This is a genomic window from Cryobacterium arcticum (genome assembly GCF_003185895.1).
GTDB classification, from domain to species: domain Bacteria; phylum Actinomycetota; class Actinomycetes; order Actinomycetales; family Microbacteriaceae; genus Cryobacterium; species Cryobacterium arcticum.
In genome coordinates this window covers 16,312-33,592 of record NZ_QHLY01000012.1, presented here as the reverse complement: position 1 = coordinate 33,592, position 17,281 = coordinate 16,312, and the positions used below count along the sequence as shown (strand labels likewise).

General features: G+C 64.4%; 11 protein-coding genes and 1 tRNA gene. 2 read left to right on the top strand and 10 right to left on the bottom strand.

Annotated features, from left to right (window positions below; translation table 11 throughout):
• Positions 1 to 154: 154 nt before the first annotated feature.
• Positions 155 to 2,632, bottom strand: a complete 2,478-nt coding sequence (locus CTB96_RS09850; RefSeq protein ID WP_110128408.1) for a helicase C-terminal domain-containing protein — start codon at positions 2,630 to 2,632, stop codon at positions 155 to 157.
• Positions 2,633 to 3,081: 449 nt separating this feature from the next.
• Between CTB96_RS09850 and CTB96_RS20330 the strand changes: the two genes are divergently transcribed.
• Positions 3,082 to 5,541 carry a preprotein translocase subunit SecA gene (locus CTB96_RS20330; protein ID WP_146215784.1) on the top strand — a complete coding sequence of 820 codons (2,460 nt, stop codon included), beginning with the start codon at positions 3,082 to 3,084 and terminating at the stop codon, positions 5,539 to 5,541.
• Between the two features lie 1,006 nt (positions 5,542 to 6,547).
• Here CTB96_RS20330 and CTB96_RS20780 read toward each other — a convergent pair.
• From CTB96_RS20780 to CTB96_RS09830, 4 genes are all read right to left on the bottom strand, one after another.
• The gene (locus CTB96_RS20780; protein ID WP_248283320.1) at positions 6,548 to 7,186 is read right to left on the bottom strand and encodes a tyrosine-type recombinase/integrase; all 639 of its coding nucleotides are present in this window, start codon (positions 7,184 to 7,186) and stop codon (positions 6,548 to 6,550) included.
• The gene (locus CTB96_RS20775) at positions 7,165 to 7,734 is read right to left on the bottom strand and encodes an N-terminal phage integrase SAM-like domain-containing protein (RefSeq protein WP_248283319.1); all 570 of its coding nucleotides are present in this window, start codon (positions 7,732 to 7,734) and stop codon (positions 7,165 to 7,167) included. The genes CTB96_RS20780 and CTB96_RS20775 overlap by 22 nt, the downstream gene beginning before the upstream one ends.
• Positions 7,735 to 7,740: 6 nt before the next feature.
• Positions 7,741 to 7,995, bottom strand: a complete 255-nt coding sequence (locus tag CTB96_RS09835; RefSeq protein WP_248283318.1) for a helix-turn-helix transcriptional regulator — start codon at positions 7,993 to 7,995, stop codon at positions 7,741 to 7,743.
• A 178-nt stretch (positions 7,996 to 8,173) separates the two neighbouring features.
• Positions 8,174 to 8,250 (bottom strand) — tRNA-Pro (locus tag CTB96_RS09830).
• A 397-nt stretch (positions 8,251 to 8,647) separates the two neighbouring features.
• Here CTB96_RS09830 and CTB96_RS09825 point away from each other — a divergent pair.
• Entirely contained in the window at positions 8,648 to 9,187 is a 540-nt protein-coding gene (locus tag CTB96_RS09825; protein ID WP_110126754.1) for a hypothetical protein, read from the top strand.
• A gap of 101 nt (positions 9,188 to 9,288) precedes the next feature.
• Here the strand turns inward: CTB96_RS09825 and CTB96_RS09820 are convergent, their stop codons facing one another.
• The 5 genes from CTB96_RS09820 to CTB96_RS09800 all read right to left on the bottom strand — a co-directional run bounded on the left by CTB96_RS09820 (position 9,289) and on the right by CTB96_RS09800 (position 17,235).
• A complete protein-coding gene (locus tag CTB96_RS09820) occupies positions 9,289 to 10,911 on the bottom strand; it encodes a chitinase (RefSeq protein WP_219993248.1) in 1,623 nt (540 codons plus the stop codon).
• Positions 10,908 to 13,229 (bottom strand): glycosyltransferase family 2 protein, encoded by a 2,322-nt coding sequence (locus tag CTB96_RS09815; protein ID WP_110126753.1) that lies wholly within the window; start codon positions 13,227 to 13,229, stop codon positions 10,908 to 10,910. Before CTB96_RS09815 ends, CTB96_RS09820 begins: the two co-directional genes overlap by 4 nt.
• Positions 13,230 to 13,948: 719 nt before the next feature.
• The gene (gene der, locus CTB96_RS09810; RefSeq protein ID WP_110126752.1) at positions 13,949 to 15,469 is read right to left on the bottom strand and encodes a ribosome biogenesis GTPase Der; all 1,521 of its coding nucleotides are present in this window, start codon (positions 15,467 to 15,469) and stop codon (positions 13,949 to 13,951) included.
• Positions 15,462 to 16,148, bottom strand: coding sequence for a (d)CMP kinase (cmk, locus tag CTB96_RS09805; protein ID WP_110126751.1), 687 nt, complete (start codon positions 16,146 to 16,148; stop codon positions 15,462 to 15,464). The genes der and cmk overlap by 8 nt, the downstream gene beginning before the upstream one ends.
• Positions 16,149 to 16,152: 4 nt before the next feature.
• Positions 16,153 to 17,235 (bottom strand): prephenate dehydrogenase, encoded by a 1,083-nt coding sequence (locus CTB96_RS09800; protein WP_248283317.1) that lies wholly within the window; start codon positions 17,233 to 17,235, stop codon positions 16,153 to 16,155.
• Between the last annotated feature and the right edge of the window lie 46 nt (positions 17,236 to 17,281).

The window sequence follows — 17,281 nt, the reverse complement described above, 5'->3', positions numbered from 1 at the left end:
AGCCTCCGTCGTTGCCTGGATACTACTGGGAGCCGACGACGTGGCTCGCCCAATCGGTTTCGGCGTGGAGGCGGACGGTCGGCTTACTAGCCCATGGGAGCTTCAACATGGAACCCCCGACCGTCACACTTGCGTGCGCTGCGTCGGTGCGGAACTAGGAAGTGCCACCGGTCGGTGCGATGAGCCTTGCAGTTAGGCCGTCGGGGTGGAGCCGGTTGCCTTCAATGAGTGCAGCGACTCGGCCGAGGTCGTTCCAGCCTTCGGCCGCAAGGCCCTCGCTGAGCGATCGGACGGAAGCGCTAAGTTCGCCCATCGCCCGCATGTTGAGAACCCGCATCCCCGTAGGAGCTGTGGCGTCAGAGTAGAGCTTCCGGGAGTGGTGGATCATCACTGGCGTTGCTGCTTGGTCCACGGGGTACTTGTTTCCAAACCACTGGAGCGCTGCACCGAGCTGCGCAGCGTCGCGCTTACCGACGAATTCACTGGTGGCGCCGCTCTTTGCTTCAATTACCCAGTATCGGCCACTTTCGATAGCCCATAGATTGTCGGGCCCGTTTCCGAGTTCACGCTCCGGCCGTTGCGAGCCGATTCCAAGAAATAGCCCCAGCTCCATAAGAGCCTCCTCGAATTCCTCGACGGCCGTGGGATCAAATGCCAATCGCTCTAATACGCCTTCTATCCCTACCCTCATGTGTGCTGGCGTCCCGAACATTCGTGTCAGTCGCGTCGACATCTTGTCTGCTTGGGCTCCAAGATAGGAGATCGGCCGGAATGTCAGACCAGAAAGAGGACGGACTACATACGGGTTCTTCGCTCGCGCCACAGCAAGCACACTCTGTGCCGTGGCAGGATCGTATCTGCCGATGTAAACCGCTTGCTGCTCAAGCAATTGCCCGGCCAATCGGGGGTCCACGCACGCTTCAGCAGCAACCGCGAGTTGCTCTGCGGCTCCGTGGAGGTCCCCAGCGACAGCGTCATCGAAGGAGCGCCGCAATGCTGGTGCGCTTTCTTCGACCCTTGCCAAGCCTGGGTCAATCCCTCTGAGAGCCCTTTTCGCAAACGTGACCCAAGACTCGTCTCGGTCTAAGGCCTGTCGAGCGGTCTCGACGATCTTCGACAAGGGTGTGTTATCCATTGTCCGAGCTACAGTGCGTGATGCTTTGAGTTGCGCCTGTGTCGCGGGGCTGAAGCGTTCAAGGGTTCGTGGGTCCACTGTCAGCTGTGCGAGCCTTTTCCCGATCAAGAAAACCACGCAATGATCTTCGTTGCTTCGAACCGCGCGTCCCATGCCCTGTTCGAGCCGCTGCACTTGGCGATCGTCGATTCCTGCAGCGGACTTTGCCAAAAGCGCCTCGAGACGTTCATCGCCGCTAAACGATTCAGGTAGGCCGTCCAAAACGAGGATCCGGCACGCTCGTTGGGGTAGGTCGATGCCATCGTATTTGTTCGCCATCACGACCAATCCGACGTGCCCGGCCTTCATATTCGCGACAGTTTGCTTCATGTTGCTCTTGTCGGCGCGGGCGTCGGCTAGCCCATCCCATCTGTCCATAGCTTTGTCGCTGGGGACGATAACGAGCGTGTTTTGGCTCTTGCTTAACTCGTGGACAGCCGCCCGAATATCTTCCGCCGATATAGACGGATTGATTTCCTGTGGAGCCAGGATCAAGCGCTCTCCGATATCGCCAGCCGTGAGTGGCTGGATAGGCGCCCTGGCGAGATCTGGTTCCACCCCAAAATCCGTGACGAGGGAACTGTCGTTTGCGAGGGTTGCGGTGAGGAAGATTCGCCGCTTCGCTTCGACGTAGCTCGACACGCGCTGGATTGGAGGACACGGGGGAACGATGGTGATCGCAGACCTGGTAAAGACGATCCTGCATAGCTCCAGAACCTCTCTGATCGCATCCCATGAAAAGTCGCTGGTGTTGGCGGGACTATGGGCACGGAGAATACCCCGGAGGGCGTCGATTTTGGAGTTCACTGCCCAGAACGGGACACGGACAAATCCACCACCGGTTGCTTCCCGGATGTCGAGAAGTGCGTCAGGTGATTGCTCCTTGAGGTCATCCTCGAACAAGTTCAGCAGTTGGTCGAAAGTGGCATTCTTGCGGGGGATCTCAAGCGACATCTGCCCCCGGAGAATCGACAGAATTGCGTGCGCGTCGTCAATTACTACGGCACCGATGGGCACTCGTTGGGAAGTAGGTCTGTTGTCGGAAAACACTGACCGCCCGTTGAAGAGCTTCGCGGCGGTAACCACCGCAATTGCCTCGCCGGAGAAATATCGACTGTCTTCTGGATCGGTGACGGCTTGTATCCCGAGATGTTCGGCCTCACTGATTACCTGAGAAACGAGATAAGAGTCGGGTGCGACGTACAAAGCAGGAGCAATTCCCTCATTGAGGTAGCTCTGCAACATCACGAGCCCATCTATCGTTTTTCCGCCGCCAGTATTGACCTTCACGACGATGTCTCTTGTGTCGCGCACTTCGTGCCAACGCGTGAGGATCTGAGCTTGTACGTCTCGGAGGTAGCCCCATCCTTCTTGCTTTTTCGGGAGTTGTTCGTACAGCTCCCGTGGCTCTGTTGGCAGTCCGAGTTCGGCGTCCCGAAGTAGCGCGCTGAAATCCATGGTCCTTCTCCGCTCGAGAAGCATCTGGCCGCGACGCATCGATGCAAGCGCGGCGCGCCCCCGGTCCAAACATTACTGTTCGCGCGTATCCCATAAGCCAGAAGTGAGCTCCCGGGCTCCCCCCCTTTCTAGTTACTCACGGCGGGGCCGGTCCGAGAATTGCCCTTCTTGCCTGGAACTAAGGGCCGTCTAAACAAAAATTAGTTGGACACGTTGGCTGGACACGTCCGACAGCTGTCGCCTCTGGGACCAGAATGGGGCAGCCAGCCGGGCGATTTGGCGCGATCGACTTTGGGCCACTGAAGACCACGCCGTGCGCCTGAAATTCTCACCGACCCACCATCGATATGCCCTCGGTTCAACTGTTCGAGCACATCAAGATCGGGTTCAGCGAGGCCACTACCCTGAACCATGACCTCACAGACTAGCGAACGAACAAGGGACCGTTGATGGGTCGATCAAAACGCAACAAGAGGAATTCGCGGGGGCAAGCTGCAGGACCAGGCGCTGAAACCGATCCGCACATCGCGGTCATTGCAGACAGTTGGGCCGCAATGCTGGACTTGGCCAATAAGTTCGCGACCCCGGACGCTTCTTCGGAAGCAATCGAGATTGCATTTGCCGAATCAGTTGATGCCCTCGCGAGTAAAATGAGTCGATTTGACGCCATCAGGCTTATAGAGGTGGCTCGCATGTCTCTACTACCCATGGCCCCAGAGGGCGTAATGGCGAACTCGGCCGATGCCGGGGCAGCCAACGTGGAACTGCTCGCGCTGGTCGCACTTGCTGTCAGGCCGGAACCGCCGTTCGCTAAGGTCCAAGGGAAAGAGGTTCAATCGCAAGAGATGAGCGAGTTCGTCGCAGGAGCGAAGGAGGAGCTAAATGCCCTGCTCCGACTCGCTCAGTTTCGAGCGGCTGCTCAGGCGGACCCGACTGACAAGATGTCGATGGTTTCGCTGCTCATTCAAGGGTCCGAGATTTGGGTGCGAAATCTCTCGTACCCGGAAATGGTGAGCGAGACAAATCTCGCACTCTTAGACGGAGACTCAGTCATCCAAGCAGCGCTCACTACCGGACTTGGATTCAACGCCGGTGAAGCACTCGCCATTCTGAACGCCTGCCATGACTTGCAAATGGTTGCGCTCAACGCGCGGCGCGAGGCAATGGCAGTGACGATGTCCACGATGATTGACTCGGGTGAAGGTACGGAGCACGATCCTGAGCTGGTGAAGAGCGCGAGGGAAACCTTCAACTCGGTCTTTGAACCGGAGGCTCGTGACGTCACCGTGACTGCCAGTGAATTGGCGGAATGCACAGGCATCAGCGAAACGCGTGTCCGCGCAGTCATCGAGCGATTTCGGCTCGACCTCGGAGCTTCCTCAGTTTCCGATGTCGTCGACGCTTTTGTGACCGGGAACAACCCGATGCGTAGCCGTCCCCTGATTATTGCCGCCGAGGATCGAGTGATGCTCGCCCATAATGCTCTCAACACCTTCGCGGTCCGGGAGAACTTGGAGGAGTACCTGAAGACAACCGTTGTCTGGGACAAATATGCAAAGCATCGGGGCGACTTGCTTGAAGCCAGGACGCGGGTGGCACTTGACAGAGTTCTACCGGGTGCATTTTTCCGAGACGCCTTCGAGTACTACGTTGCCGCCAATGAAAACGAAGAGATCACCAAGGACCCTGCGAGGTACACCAAACGAGTAGAGGGGGATCACCTCGTCGTCCTCGATGACGTCGCGATAATTGTCGAAGACAAGGCAGTTGCCCTGAGCTCACTCTCGCGCGGCGGGAAGAAGCAACGCATTCGTACGGACCTAACAGGGATCATCACCAAGGCGGCTGCCCAAGCCGGGCGTATGCGGGACCGCATCGATCACGACGGTGGGCTTCGAATTGAGGGCGAAGGCTGGGTCGACCTAAGTCACATTCGAGAGATTCACACTATTGCGGTCAGCCTCGATGACCTCGCTAGTGTGCTGACGGCTACGGCACATTTGATAGAGGCTGATTTACTTAGCGTCGAGAACATTCCATGGACTGTGTCGCTCCATGATCTTGAGCTCATCACTCAGCTCATTGAGCGTCCGGCAGAGTTTCTCCTGTACCTACGGAGGCGACGCGACCCCGAAGTGACAATTATGTTTAGTGCTCCGGATGAACTTGATCTCTTCCTCTACTTCTTCGAGGCGGGACTCTGGGTAGAACCAAACCCCGAGGCTGTCCAGGCTGCTTTTCCGTTCATGCCGGCTCCAACTACAGCGGATCGGCGACGCTATAGAACTCAGGTCCCGCAGTTCGTCACCAGTCGAACCGACCAATTGGACCAGTGGTTCTACTCCGCGCGGCATCCGGATACGGTAAACGCGCCTAAGCCCACCATGGTCACCTCACCCGCCGCGGCATTAATCGACGAGCTAGAATCCAGGCGAGTGACCGGATGGCTCAGCATCGGCGCCACACTCCTGTCCGGGTCGACGGGCGCACAGCGTCAATTCGCTCGCAACGGAAAGGATCTGCTCAGCAATCCGTCAACGAATGGCCGAGGTCGTAGCTTGGCAACGCCACTCACAGGGACCGCCAAGCAATCCGAGGGCTGGCTCTTGATCTGGGCCACACGACCCGCTCACGAAAGTGCTATCAACGCGGAGACGCACATCCGCAGATATCTCCGTGTGAAGAAGCATCAGCTCGCCATGCCTCGTGGAGCGGTCTTCATGTATGACGAGTCGAAAAAAGACCTCGCGGGCGTGTATTACGACGGAGACATTGGGCCGCTCAGCGCCGAACTCGTCCCTCTTCTGGCGTCTCTTCGGCCAGCCTCAGACTTGATAAGCCGACTCCCGCCGAGCGCCAAGCGGTCGACGCCGATCTCGAAGCCAGCGAAGCGAAAGAAGCGACGTTGAAATGCGGGATTCCGGGACGTGCCGATACAGCGGTGCGTGTCAGCCGCGAAGCCGCCGCAGATGAAGCACCCGCCGTCGCCGACACCGTCGTACCCATTGCCCCACTTCACGGAGTGTTGGAGGTCGGGCAGCGTCGTGACCGCTAGTGCATCGACTGCTTCGGCGATGCCGCGCTGCGGCTGCGGGAGGTTGGCCTGCGCGCTGGTGAAGCTGGACGACATCTCGATCAATTTGTTCGCCATGGACGGCTTGGACCCGGCGACCTCGTACGGAAGCGCCATCATCACCGTCGCAGAACCCAGTGAGCGCCACGAGGCCTTCAAGGCCGGACTGCGGGCTTGCTACCCAGCATCAGCTCGGCTCGGATGCAGAGCGGGCGCTGATCCTCGCGGTCAAGGCGCAACTCACGAGAGAACAACAGAACGAGATAGGCCAGTCGGGCGAGGACGCGAACGTGTACATCGAGAATGGCAGGCCCTCAGGATGCCCTCCAAGGAAGTTACGGACATTCCCCCCGCTTTCGATGATGGAATGATTGAAAACGCTCGATCCTCGGCGCAAAATGGAAGGTAGATCTTAGAAAGCCCGAACATTGCATGGACGATCTGATTCTCGGGCCCTCGGTAAAATTCCAGATGGGACGGTGGGGCCACCGTGGCACAACCGTGAACGGTGGTCATCTCTCGCCAATGCCGGTCGGTGAGCGCGGCGGTCCGAAGCGAAGATTCCCTGCGAAGCGACAAAACCCCAGATCGCATGGTGGGGCCGCAGCGGCATCACCGCAAGCGATCGACATCCGCGAAACGACAGTTGAGGGCCACTTAGGCAGATTTGCCTCGGCACTACAAAACCCCAGATGGCACGGCGCCGCCGCCGTGGCGGCACCGTGAGAAGTCAGCATCTATCGCGAGCACGGTCAGGATAGCTGCGGCGCTCGGGCCACAGATTCGGTTCCAAGCGGCATAACCCCAGATGGTGCGGTGCTGCCACGGTGGCAGCACCGTGGTCAGTCTTCATCCTTCGCGAACGCGCGATCGAGGAGTGCGGCGGTGGCCGGGTTCACCAGTTCGCTGCGTTGGATGTAGTGCATCACCGTGACCCTGGTGTCCGTGTGGCCGAGCAGTTCTGCGGCAAGTTCGACGCTGGCGTTGGTGTTGACCGCGGTGGCGACCGTACGGCGGAACATGTGCGGGGTCACTCCGTTGATGCCGGCACCCTCGAGCACCTGTCGGAGTTGCCGGCGCACGTTGCCCGTCGTTAACGGGGTGCCGTCCCGGGATTGGAACAGGAGGTCATCCAGGCCCATGCTCCCGACCTTGGCGAGGCGCCGGCGGACCGCGTCGGCGGTGAAAGTGGGGATGGCGACAACGCGAGTGGACTTGGCGGTTTTGGGGTGGTCCTGCCGGAAGGTCTGCTCGCCCTTGCGGCTGACGATGGTGCCGGCCAGGCGGATGGAGGGCACGGGGCTGGTGATGTCGATGTCCCGGCGGCGGATGGCCAGGACCTCGCCGATCCGGGCTGAGGTGCCGAGCATGACCTCGATCATCGCGCCGAGCTGGCCATCGGGCTTAGGGCCGGAGGTATGGTCGACGGCGCTCTCCCACTGAGCAATCGCCGCGCGGATCACATTGACCTCTGGGGCCATGAGCGCAGCGGGGACGTGCGGCTCGCGGTGGAGGCGGGCGACGTGGTCCATCGGGTTGCGCGGCAGAACTTCGTGCCGCACCGCAAGCTCGAGGGCGAGCCAAGCACTACCCGGGCCTGCTTGGCGCGGTTGTAGGAGATCTTCGCCAGCTGCTTGATGAACTTGTCACACCGCGCCACACCGATTTCCCGCAGCGCGAGATGATCGAAGGCAGGTGAGACGAGGGTGCGCATGTTGCGCTCGTACAGGTTCCGGGTGGTCCGGGAGATCCGGTCCTCCAGGTCGATATCCTCCAACCAGTAGGTGACCAAGTCCCTGAACAGGCTGTCCGGCGTGAGCGACGTGTCGGCGGGTTGGAACAGGTCCCGGTCGGCGAGCTTGGCCTTCAGCGCCCGTTCGGCGGCCTTGGCGGTGGCACCCGTGCCTTGCACCAGTCGTGCGTGACCGTCCCAGTCGCGGTAGCGGGTTCGTGCCTCGTAGCGTCCGCTCGGCATCTGGCGGGTGCTGATGTCGCCGAAGGTACCGATCGTCAACCGCTGCCGGGGCATCTCAGCTCACCGCCGATCGGGGCGCCTGAGCTCGCTGGTGGGTTCGCGCTGTTGGGCGGTCCAGGCCCGCACATCGGAGATGGCGAACTTGAGGTGTTTGCCGAACCGGTACGCGGCGGGGCCTTTGCCATGCACCCGCCAGTCGTAGACCGTGGAGATCGGGATACCTAAGTAGGCGGCCAGCTCGTGGACGTCCATCAGGGGCTCCAAGCCCCAGTCGTCGGTGGGAACAGAAGTCGGGTTCTCGTTGTGAATGCTCATACCCAAGAGGTGTGCCGGGCGATCCCGGATGATCGGGAAGGACCGAAACCGACCTCAGCGCCTCAGATGACAGGGCCGGAAAAGCGGCGGAAATGGGCTGAAAGTGATGGGGTAGTGATGGGAACATCAAATCTCTTAACCAAAAAAGTCCCGGAAACCCTTGAGTTTCCGGGACATTTGGTCGGGCTGACAGGATTTGAACCTGCGACCCCCTGACCCCCAGTCAGGTGCGCTACCAAGCTGCGCTACAGCCCGCCGTTTCCCGGTGAATTCCTGTGAAGGCATCTACCGGAGACAACTGGACTAGCTTACAGCCTCGGCGGAGGGGTTGCGTGCACATTTGGGTGGGGTGGGTGGGTTTGGGGAGGTAGGTGCGGTTGACAGGGTGCGGGATGGACGTAGGTTGGGGCGCAGATTGGTTACGAGGTCTCGACAGGCTCGACCAGCGAGGCGGGGACTTGAGAGATTGGGTTGCGGGGTCTCGACCAACTCGACCAGCGGAGAGGGGGCTCGACCAGCGGATGGGGGCTCGACCAGCGGAGGGGCACAGGGGGCGTTTCTGCGATTCCCTGCTTGTACATAGGTTGTCCATAGGAATGGTGCGTAGCGTGACGCGAGGTCGTCACCGGCCGCTCAATCAACGAAGGAAGTTATGTCCCAGAACAGCACCGCTCGTCCCCTGTCCAAGTTCAACCTCGTCCTGGCGCTGCTGTGGCTGGTCGACGTGGTCGTGACCGGCGTTGGGTACTGGGTTCTCACCTCCTCCAACGCCACCCAGGCCGACTTCTACACCTCGCAGTCCGCGGACTACGTGAGGTACTTCTCCGCCCAGTCCGGCAGCAACCTCGGCGCCACCCTGATCGGCGTGGGCCTCACCGGGTTCATCATCACCCTCGCGGCCATGGTTGTGGCCCGCTCCATCTCGAAGAACGTCGCCCTGGCAGCGCCCGCTGTCGTCGACAACGGCCCCGACTTCGACTTCGATGACGACACCGACTTCGACGCCGACGAGAAGGCCGCCGTGCGCGAGCACGCTGCCTCCGAGACCGGCAGCATCAAGACCGTGACCGCGCACACCGTCGAGCCGACTCCGGCCGCCGCTCCCCCGGTTGCCGCTCCGGCCGCCGAGGCCCCGGCCGTTGACAGCACCACGGGCGACGAGCCCACCGACGAGCCCAAGTCCGCTCGCTAGTCGACCTCGCGCCGCGGCGCGAAACGCGGAATGCCCGGGGCGGTGCCCTAACCACCGCCCCGGGCATTTCTCTGTCTGGGCCGCGCCGCCCACTCGACCGGTCAGTCGGGCAGGGCGTCGAGGATCTTCTGCACCTCGGCCTTGGTCAGCGCCACCCACGGCGAGCCGTCGGGGTTGGAGGCCGCGGCATCCGGGCTCTCGCCCTGGTTCCACCACTTGCTCTTGAACGGCACCCCGTCGAAGAGGGTCACGTCACCCTTCTCGTAGACGGCGGTTCCGGCCCACTCCGGGTACGTGCCGGCGGGCAGGGTGGGCTGTGGGATGGGGGTCTCCCCCGCCATCACCGGGCCGATCAGCACCCACGGCGTCTCCCAGTCGTTGAGCACCGGGTTGTCGGGCAGGTCACCGCTGGTCCACCACTTGGCCTGGTACACGTTCCGGTGCCACACCACCTTGGTGCCCTTGAGGAACGACGAGTCCTTTGCCCAGATCGGGTACGGGCTGGTGGCCGGGTCGTCCACGATGGCTTCGACCGACTCCGACTCGTCGGTGGTCACGGCTGCCGCCGCGGTGACGGGTCGGCCGGTGAAGCCGCCGTCCAGCAGGTCCACGAACTTGTCGCCGCCCTGGTTGATACCGCTGCAGGAGTCAGAGACCCGCGTGAGTTCCACGTAGTTCGTGCCGCAGGTGGTGTCGCGGTTGAGCGACCAGAGCGACATGCGCCCCACCTTCTGTTCCACGGCGAAGGCGTTCAGTGCGGTGGCGTCGTCGAGGCCGAAGACCTCCCCGGCCACATCGTTCTGGCCCGCCATCGGGGTGATGCCGATCTTCGACCAGACCGTGCCGGCCAGCAGCTCGGTGCCGGCCTGCGAGTACAGCGCGCCCACCTGCCGGTGCGCGGCCGTGACGGCGCGAATGGATGCCTCGGCCATGGTCTCGTCGGCGTGCTTGCTGCTGCCGAAATCCATCGTCATCAGGTTCACCCCGGCCAGGTCCACCTGGGCGTCGAGCATCGCGCTGACCGCGTTGGTGCCGTCCTCGGTGAGGCCGGAGGTGGCGACGGGCACGGTGAGCCACACCGCCAGATCGATGCCGGCGGCCCGGCGGTCGGCCTGCAGCTTCGCGATGGCCGCGGCCCGGCGCTCGGTGGCGGCCGTGTCGGTGAGGTTGTCGCCCTCGAGGTCGAGGTCGATGGTGGTCACGTCGTAACGGTCGAGCACGGCGGCGTACGCGGCGACGAGGGCATCCTGGTCGGTGCAGCCGGTGCCGAGCTCGGTGTTGAGCTGCCCGCCGAACGACACCACCACCTGGCCGTCGAGCTGCTTCACCCGGGCGAGCCGGCGGTCGAGGTCGAGCTCGTCCGCGGCCTCATCGAGGGTGTAGTGGGTACCCCAGGTGGGCGTGCAGGGGTCGTCGGTGGCGGCCACGATGAAGGCAAGCACCACGTCACTGCCGGCCCGGTCGGCCGTGGCCTCGAAGTTGTAGGTGGGGGTGGCCGTCACGTCGACGTAGCCGGCGAACCACGGGTCGTAGGCGTCGGCGGCCTGCGCCGATCCCCACCACTGCAGGCCGAGGTAGCCGCCGGCGGACAGCGCCACGACGAGCACGATGCCCAGGAACACACGCACCGCGGAGAGCCGGCGCCGAGGCGGGTTCACCCGGCCCTTGAAGTCGGGGGTTTCCGGCATGGGTGGCAGGGCCGCGTCGCCCGCGGCGTCGCTCACCGGGAGACGCCCTGGCGGGCGCGCTTGGCCTTCACCGGCCGCGCAATCGGCCCGGCGATCACTTCCACGTCACTGGGCAGTTCGCCCTCGACCTGGCCGTGGTACAGCACCGCACGCCAGTCCAGAGTGCGCGGCTGCGGGCGCACCACGATGGTGGGCGCGCGGCGCGGGGTGGGCTCGATGAACAACCACTGGGTCACGCCCAGCCAGATGTCCACTACAGAGTTCCACAGGCCGATGTAGGCGAGGATGGCGAAGCTGGCCAGCACGGCGTTGAACGCGGCGAACGCGGCGTTGCCCCAGTTCTCGTTGGAGACATCCCGCCACAGGGTGAGGGCGGAGAAGGCCACGATGAGGAACGGCACCACCACGAACATGATCGGCGCGGCCGTGCGGTTGCGCACCTTGGGGGTGCGGGCGAACGGGATCTTCTTGCTGGTCACGGCCTGCTGCAGCGACTTCAGCACCCCGGCGAGCTGCACCGGCAGCAGAATCAGGTTGAAGCCGTAGATGCGCAGGATGTCGCTGAAGTTGTAGCCGCAGTAGCGCAGGTCGCTGCCCATGCAGAGAAAGTAGGGCAGGGCGGCGAGCACCACGACCGGGCTGAGCAGCCGGCTGTCATAGGGATAGGCGAGCAGAAAGATCAGGCCGAAGCTGGACCAGGCGATGCTGGTCATGTAATTCACCCGCAGGGCCAGTTCGATGATGCTGATCGGGTGGCCCTGGCTGCGGCGTTCCCGCATCTGGCGCCAGAGCTTGGGCAGAATGAGCAGGCCGCCGTTGGCCCATCGGCGGCGCTGCACGATCAGCGAACCGAAGTCGGGCGGAGTGGCGCTGTAGCTGAGCCGCTCTGGGTAGTTCACCAGCGACCAGCCGTGCGTGCCCAGGTCGATGCTGGATTCGGTGTCTTCGATCACGGTGCGGTCCTGCACGTAGCGGCGCACCTCGAAGCCGCCCACGGTTTCCACCTCGACGATGTCTTCGAGGGCCACCTTGCGGATCACGGCGTTGGCGCCCACCCAGAAGGTGGCGCCGTAGTGCGTCATGCCCTGGTGCAGGATGTGCTGGATGTCGGTGGTCGCGCCGGCGAGGCGTTCGATGCGGGTGCGGGCGCCGCGGAACGAGGAGTACGGCGTCTGCGTGACGGCGACCCGGGCGTTGGCGGGCTGCTCGAGCAGGTAGACCAGGCGCAGGCAGTAGTCGCGCAGCAGCAGCGAGTCGGCGTCGAGGGTGAGCAGGTATTCCGAGTCCCGCACCACGAAATCGGCGGGGGCGCCGTCGGCGGCCGGCCGCAGGATGGTGCCGCTGGGCGAGATCTCGCGCTGGAACCGGCGGCCCATCAGGCCGATATAGGCGTTGAGGTTCATCGCCTTGTTCGCGTCGTGCGAGAGCGAGGTGTACAGCTTGCGTTCGAAGGTGTCCAGTTCGGCGGAGAACGTCCAGACGAGACGGCGGTGCAGCTCAAGCATCCGGCTGGCGGTGGGGGCGGTGCCCTCCTTCGCGGCGGCGGCCAGGGCCGCGCCGGTGAGGGAGAGTTCGGCGGCGAGACCGCCGAGCACCTCCTCCACGAAGAAGGTGTCGACGTGGTCGTTGATGGTCTCGGCCGAGGCCATGGCCTGCAGCCAGCGGCCGGCCCAGCGGTAGCTGCCGGCGAGGCGTTGCACCGCCCGGCTGGTGACGTTGGCGGCGCTGCCGAGTTCGAGTTCGCAGAGCAGCAGTTCTTCGGTGAACCGGGCCTTCGGTTCGGCCAGCGCCAGTTCGATGTCGTGGGCGATGGTACGGGAGGCCTGCAGCTGCGCGGCGACGGCCGGGTCGGTGGGGTGCGGCGGGTCATCCAGCAGCAGCACGATGCGCAGGTCGGGGTATTCCTGCAGCGCGGCCGACCACAGGGTGGCGCGCACCACGCCGGGCTCTTCGCTGTAGGAGGGCACCAACACGGTGAGTGAACTGCGGTGGGCGCTGAAGTGGCTGTCGAGTTCGGCGCGGGGCACGCGCACGTGGTCGCGGAAGCGCTGCAGGGCGCCCTGCCGGGCCACGAGGTACATCAGCGCGGAAAAGGTGAGGAAGGTGACCACGACCACGTAGGAGATGGCCTCGGTGGTGAACCGGAAGCTCTCGGTGCCGTTGTTGAGGAACTCGCGCAGGATCGTGTAGATGATGTACGCGATCCAGGCCAGCACGGTCGCGATGATCGCGAGCCGGCCCCAGGTGATCTTGCTGTCACTGGGAATGTCGTGGACCGTGGAGAGGGGCTGAGTGTTGCGTTCGGCACCGAGTTGGCGTCTACGGGCAGGCGAAGTGAGGGACTTCGATGGCACAGGAACACGTCCTAGGAGTAGGGCCGGGGATCTCGCTGGATCGAAGGGTCGAGAGTTCGGGTCTCGTTCGCACCAGGTATCAACGAAATGCAGGGGACGGAATGTCGGAAGGGCTGCGTGTAACGGTCAGTGGTTGGTCGTCCGGGCACTGGGCCGGATGCGGGTGAGAGCGGCAGGGTAGCGCACCGGTCTGGTGGGTGCGACGGCGTTCGGGCGGTGGAGGGGCGGGTTTCGGGACCCGCCCGGTGGAGCGGTGCTGGATGGAAACAGGTGGTGCACGTCGGGGCGAAACGCATCGCTGTGTATCGCTTTGTGAATCGCGGGCCGGGTGGGGCTCGGTGACGTGCGGTGCTGGTTCAGCCGGGTGGACTTTGCCAACACCGAAAACTTAGAACAATCTCGGTGGCGACAGAACCCCCTCGGTCGGGGGCACGTTCAACCCCCAGTTCGAGGTTCAGGGGGCAGTTCCGCGCCAGCACTGGGATCGGGGCACATGGCTTGCGGTGACCTTCGGGCGTTCTTGCGCCAATCTTGCGCAAACCTTGCGCAAAAAAGAGCCTTTTTGGCAGGTCACGCGGCAAATGTCCGCTAGGGCCATCCACCCTAAAGGGGGGACGGAGGGTGCTCGAAAAGCGTCGGCGGGCATGAAAAAGCCGCGTGCCGGCATCCGTAGATGGCGGCACGCGGCCTGGTCGTTTCGACCGGATGACCCGGTCTGGTTAGCGCTTGCGCTTCTCGCGCACCCGCATGCTGATGTTGATCGGGCTGCCGGCGAAGCCGTAGACCTCGCGCAGGCGACGCTGGATGAACCGGCGGTAGCCCGGGTCGAGGAACCCGGTGGTGAAGATCACGAAAGTCGGCGGGCGGCTGGAGGCCTGGGTGCCGAACAGGATGCGCGGCTGCTTGCCACTGCGCACGGGGTGCGGGTGCTCGGCGGCCAGTTCGGCCAGGAAGGCGTTGAACTTGCCGGTGGCGACGCGAGTGTCCCACGACTCCAGCGCGAGCTCCAGCGCCGGAACCAGCTTCTCCATGTGACGACCGGTCTTGGCCGAGATGTTCACGCGGGGGGCCCAGGCCACGTGGGCCAGGTCCTGCTCGATCTCACGCTCCAGGTAGCGGCGACGGTCGTCGTCGATCTGGTCCCACTTGTTGAACGCCAGCACCAGCGCGCGGCCGGACTCGAGCACCAGGTCGATGACGCGCACGTCCTGCTCGCTGATGACCTCGGTCACGTCAATGAGCACCACGGCCACTTCGGCCTTTTCCAGGGCCGCGCTTGTGCGCAACGAAGCGTAGAAGTCGGCGCCCTGGGAGAGGTGCACGCGACGGCGGATGCCGGCGGTGTCGACGAAGCGCCAGACCTTGCCGCCGAGCTCGACCTGCTCGTCGACCGGGTCGCGGGTGGTGCCGGCGAGCTCGTTGACAACAACGCGCTCCTCGCCGACGACCTTGTTCAGCAGGCTGGACTTGCCAACGTTCGGGCGTCCCAGGATGGCAACGCGGCGGGGGCCGCCCACTTCCTGCTTGGCGACGGCGGAGATCTCGGGGAGCTTCTCCAGGATCGCGTCGAGCAGGTCGGCGACGCCGCGGCCGTGCAGCGCGGAGACCGGCCAGGGCTGGCCGAGACCGAGCGCCCACAGGCTGGCCGCTTCGGGCTCCTGGCGGATGTCGTCGACCTTGTTGGCGATGAGGAAGACGGGCTTGCCGCTGCGGCGGAGCAGCTTGACGACGGCCTCATCGGTGGAGGTGGGGCCCACGTTGGCGTCGACGACGAACATGACGACGTCACAGAGTTCGATGGCCAGTTCGGCCTGCATGGCGACGGAAGCGTCGATGCCCTTGGCGTCGGGCTCCCAGCCGCCGGTGTCAACGAGGCTGAAGCGGCGTTCGTGCCACTCGCCCTTGTAGGTGACCCGGTCACGGGTCACGCCGGGGGTGTCCTCCACGACGGCCTCGCGGCGGCCGAGGATGCGGTTCACGAGCGCGGACTTGCCCACGTTGGGGCGGCCGACGATCGCGATCACCGGCAGGGCCGGCAGGTACTGGATGGCATCGGGGTCGTCGGAGACCGAGTCGAGAACGTCGAAGTCCTCGTCGTCGAGGTCGTACTCGTTCAGGCCGGTGCGCAGCGCGAGGGCGCGCTGAGAGATCAGGGCGTCGTCGTCGTCGAGGTCGGTGAGGCGCGATGCGATCTCGGGGTCGAGTTCGGGGATCGTCGTGTCGTCGAATTGATTAGTCATGCGAGTTCCTCGCGGTATTGATGACCTCTACAACCGCGTCAATGGTCTGGTCGAAGTCGAGATGGGTGGAGTCGACGGTGGTCACACCGTCTGCGGCGCTCATGAATTCCACTACCTGGGAGTCAGCGCGATCCCTCGATCGCAACTGTTCCGCCACGGTGTGGGCCGATTGGGTTGATATTTCCGCAGAGCGCCTAGCCATTCTAGCCTCTTCGCTTGCTGTGAGTAGAATGCGCGCCTGAGCTTCGGGTGCCACGACGGTGGTGATGTCGCGGCCTTCGACCACGACGCCGGGCTGCGGCACGTTCCGGGCGATGCTGCGGAACAGTTCGGTGAGGTGCGTGCGCACGGCCGGAACCCGGGCGATGGCGCTCACCACGGCCGAGATCTGCGGCTCCCGGATGGCGTCGGTGACGTCGGTCTCCCCCACCCGCACGAAGTAGGCATCCGGGTCGGTGCCGATGGAGTAGTCGAAGCTCTCGAGGGCGCCGGCGACGGCGACGGCATCCTGCGCGTCGATATCACGCGCCAGCACGTGCCAGGCGAGCGCCCGGTAGGCGGCACCGGTGTCGAGGTAGCCGTAGCCGAGGCGGCGGGCCGCGGCGCGGCTCACGCTGGACTTGCCGCTGCCGGCAGGCCCGTCGATGGCAACGAACAGGGGGTAGGAGTGCTTACTCAAACGTCTAACCGACAATCCGCCAGCCGCGGGCGGCCAGCTCAGTGGTGAGACGGCTGACCGTCTCGGGGAGGATGCTGATTTCGGCGAGCCCGATCTGGGCTCCCGGGGAGTGCTCGAGGCGCAGGTCTTCGAGGTTGACGCCCACCGCACCCATGTCGTTGAAGAGCCGACCGAGCTGGCCGGGGGTGTCGTCCACCATCACGGTGATGCTGGCGTAGCGGCGGTCCTGGCCGTGCTTGCCGGGCAGCCGGGCCACGCCGGTGTTGCCGCCGGCGATCTCCTCGGCCACCTGGCGGCGGGCGCCGGGGGCGGAGGGGTCGGCGAGGGCGCCGATGAACCGGTCCAGGTCGTCGCGGAGGGCCAGGAGGATCTCCCGCACCGGTTCCGGGTTCGCGCCGAGGATCTGCACCCACAGTTCGGGGTCGCTGGCGGCCACGCGGGTGACGTCGCGCAGGCCCTGGCCGGCGAGGTTGAGCGCGGAGGCGGGACCGTCGGTGAGCCGGCGGGCCATCAGGGTGCTGACCACCTGGGGTACGTGCGAGACCAGGGCCACGCCGCGGTCGTGCTCCTCTGGCGTCATCTCCACCACGGTGGCACCGAGGTCGAGGATGAGGTCGTCGAGGGCGGTGGCGCGCTGGTAGCTGATCGCGTCGTGCGCGGCGACCACCCACGGCCGGCCGATGAACAGGTCGGCGCGGCCGGCGAGGGGTCCGCCGCGTTCCCGGCCGGCCAGGGGGTGCGAACCGAGGTAACGGGAGACGTCGGCGCCGCGAGCCTTGAGCTCGGTGAGGGGGGCCAGCTTGACGCTGGCCACATCCGTCACGATCGCGTCGGGGAACGCCTCGAGTTCGCGGGCCACGATCTCGGCGGTCACGTCGGGCGGAACGCACACCACGATCAGCTGCGGGGCGTCGTCGGTCTTCGCCGCCCGGCCGGCGCCGTAGTCGATCGCCAGCGACAGGTTGGTCGGTGAGGCGTCGGCGAGGATCACGTCGATCCCCCGGGCGGTCAGCCCTAAGCCGATGCTGGTTCCCAGGAGCCCGGCGCCGACGACACGCACCGGCCCGATCAGGCGAGACTCGACCACGTTCGGCTCCAAACTTGCGCGGTTAACAGGGTGAAACGGATGCTGC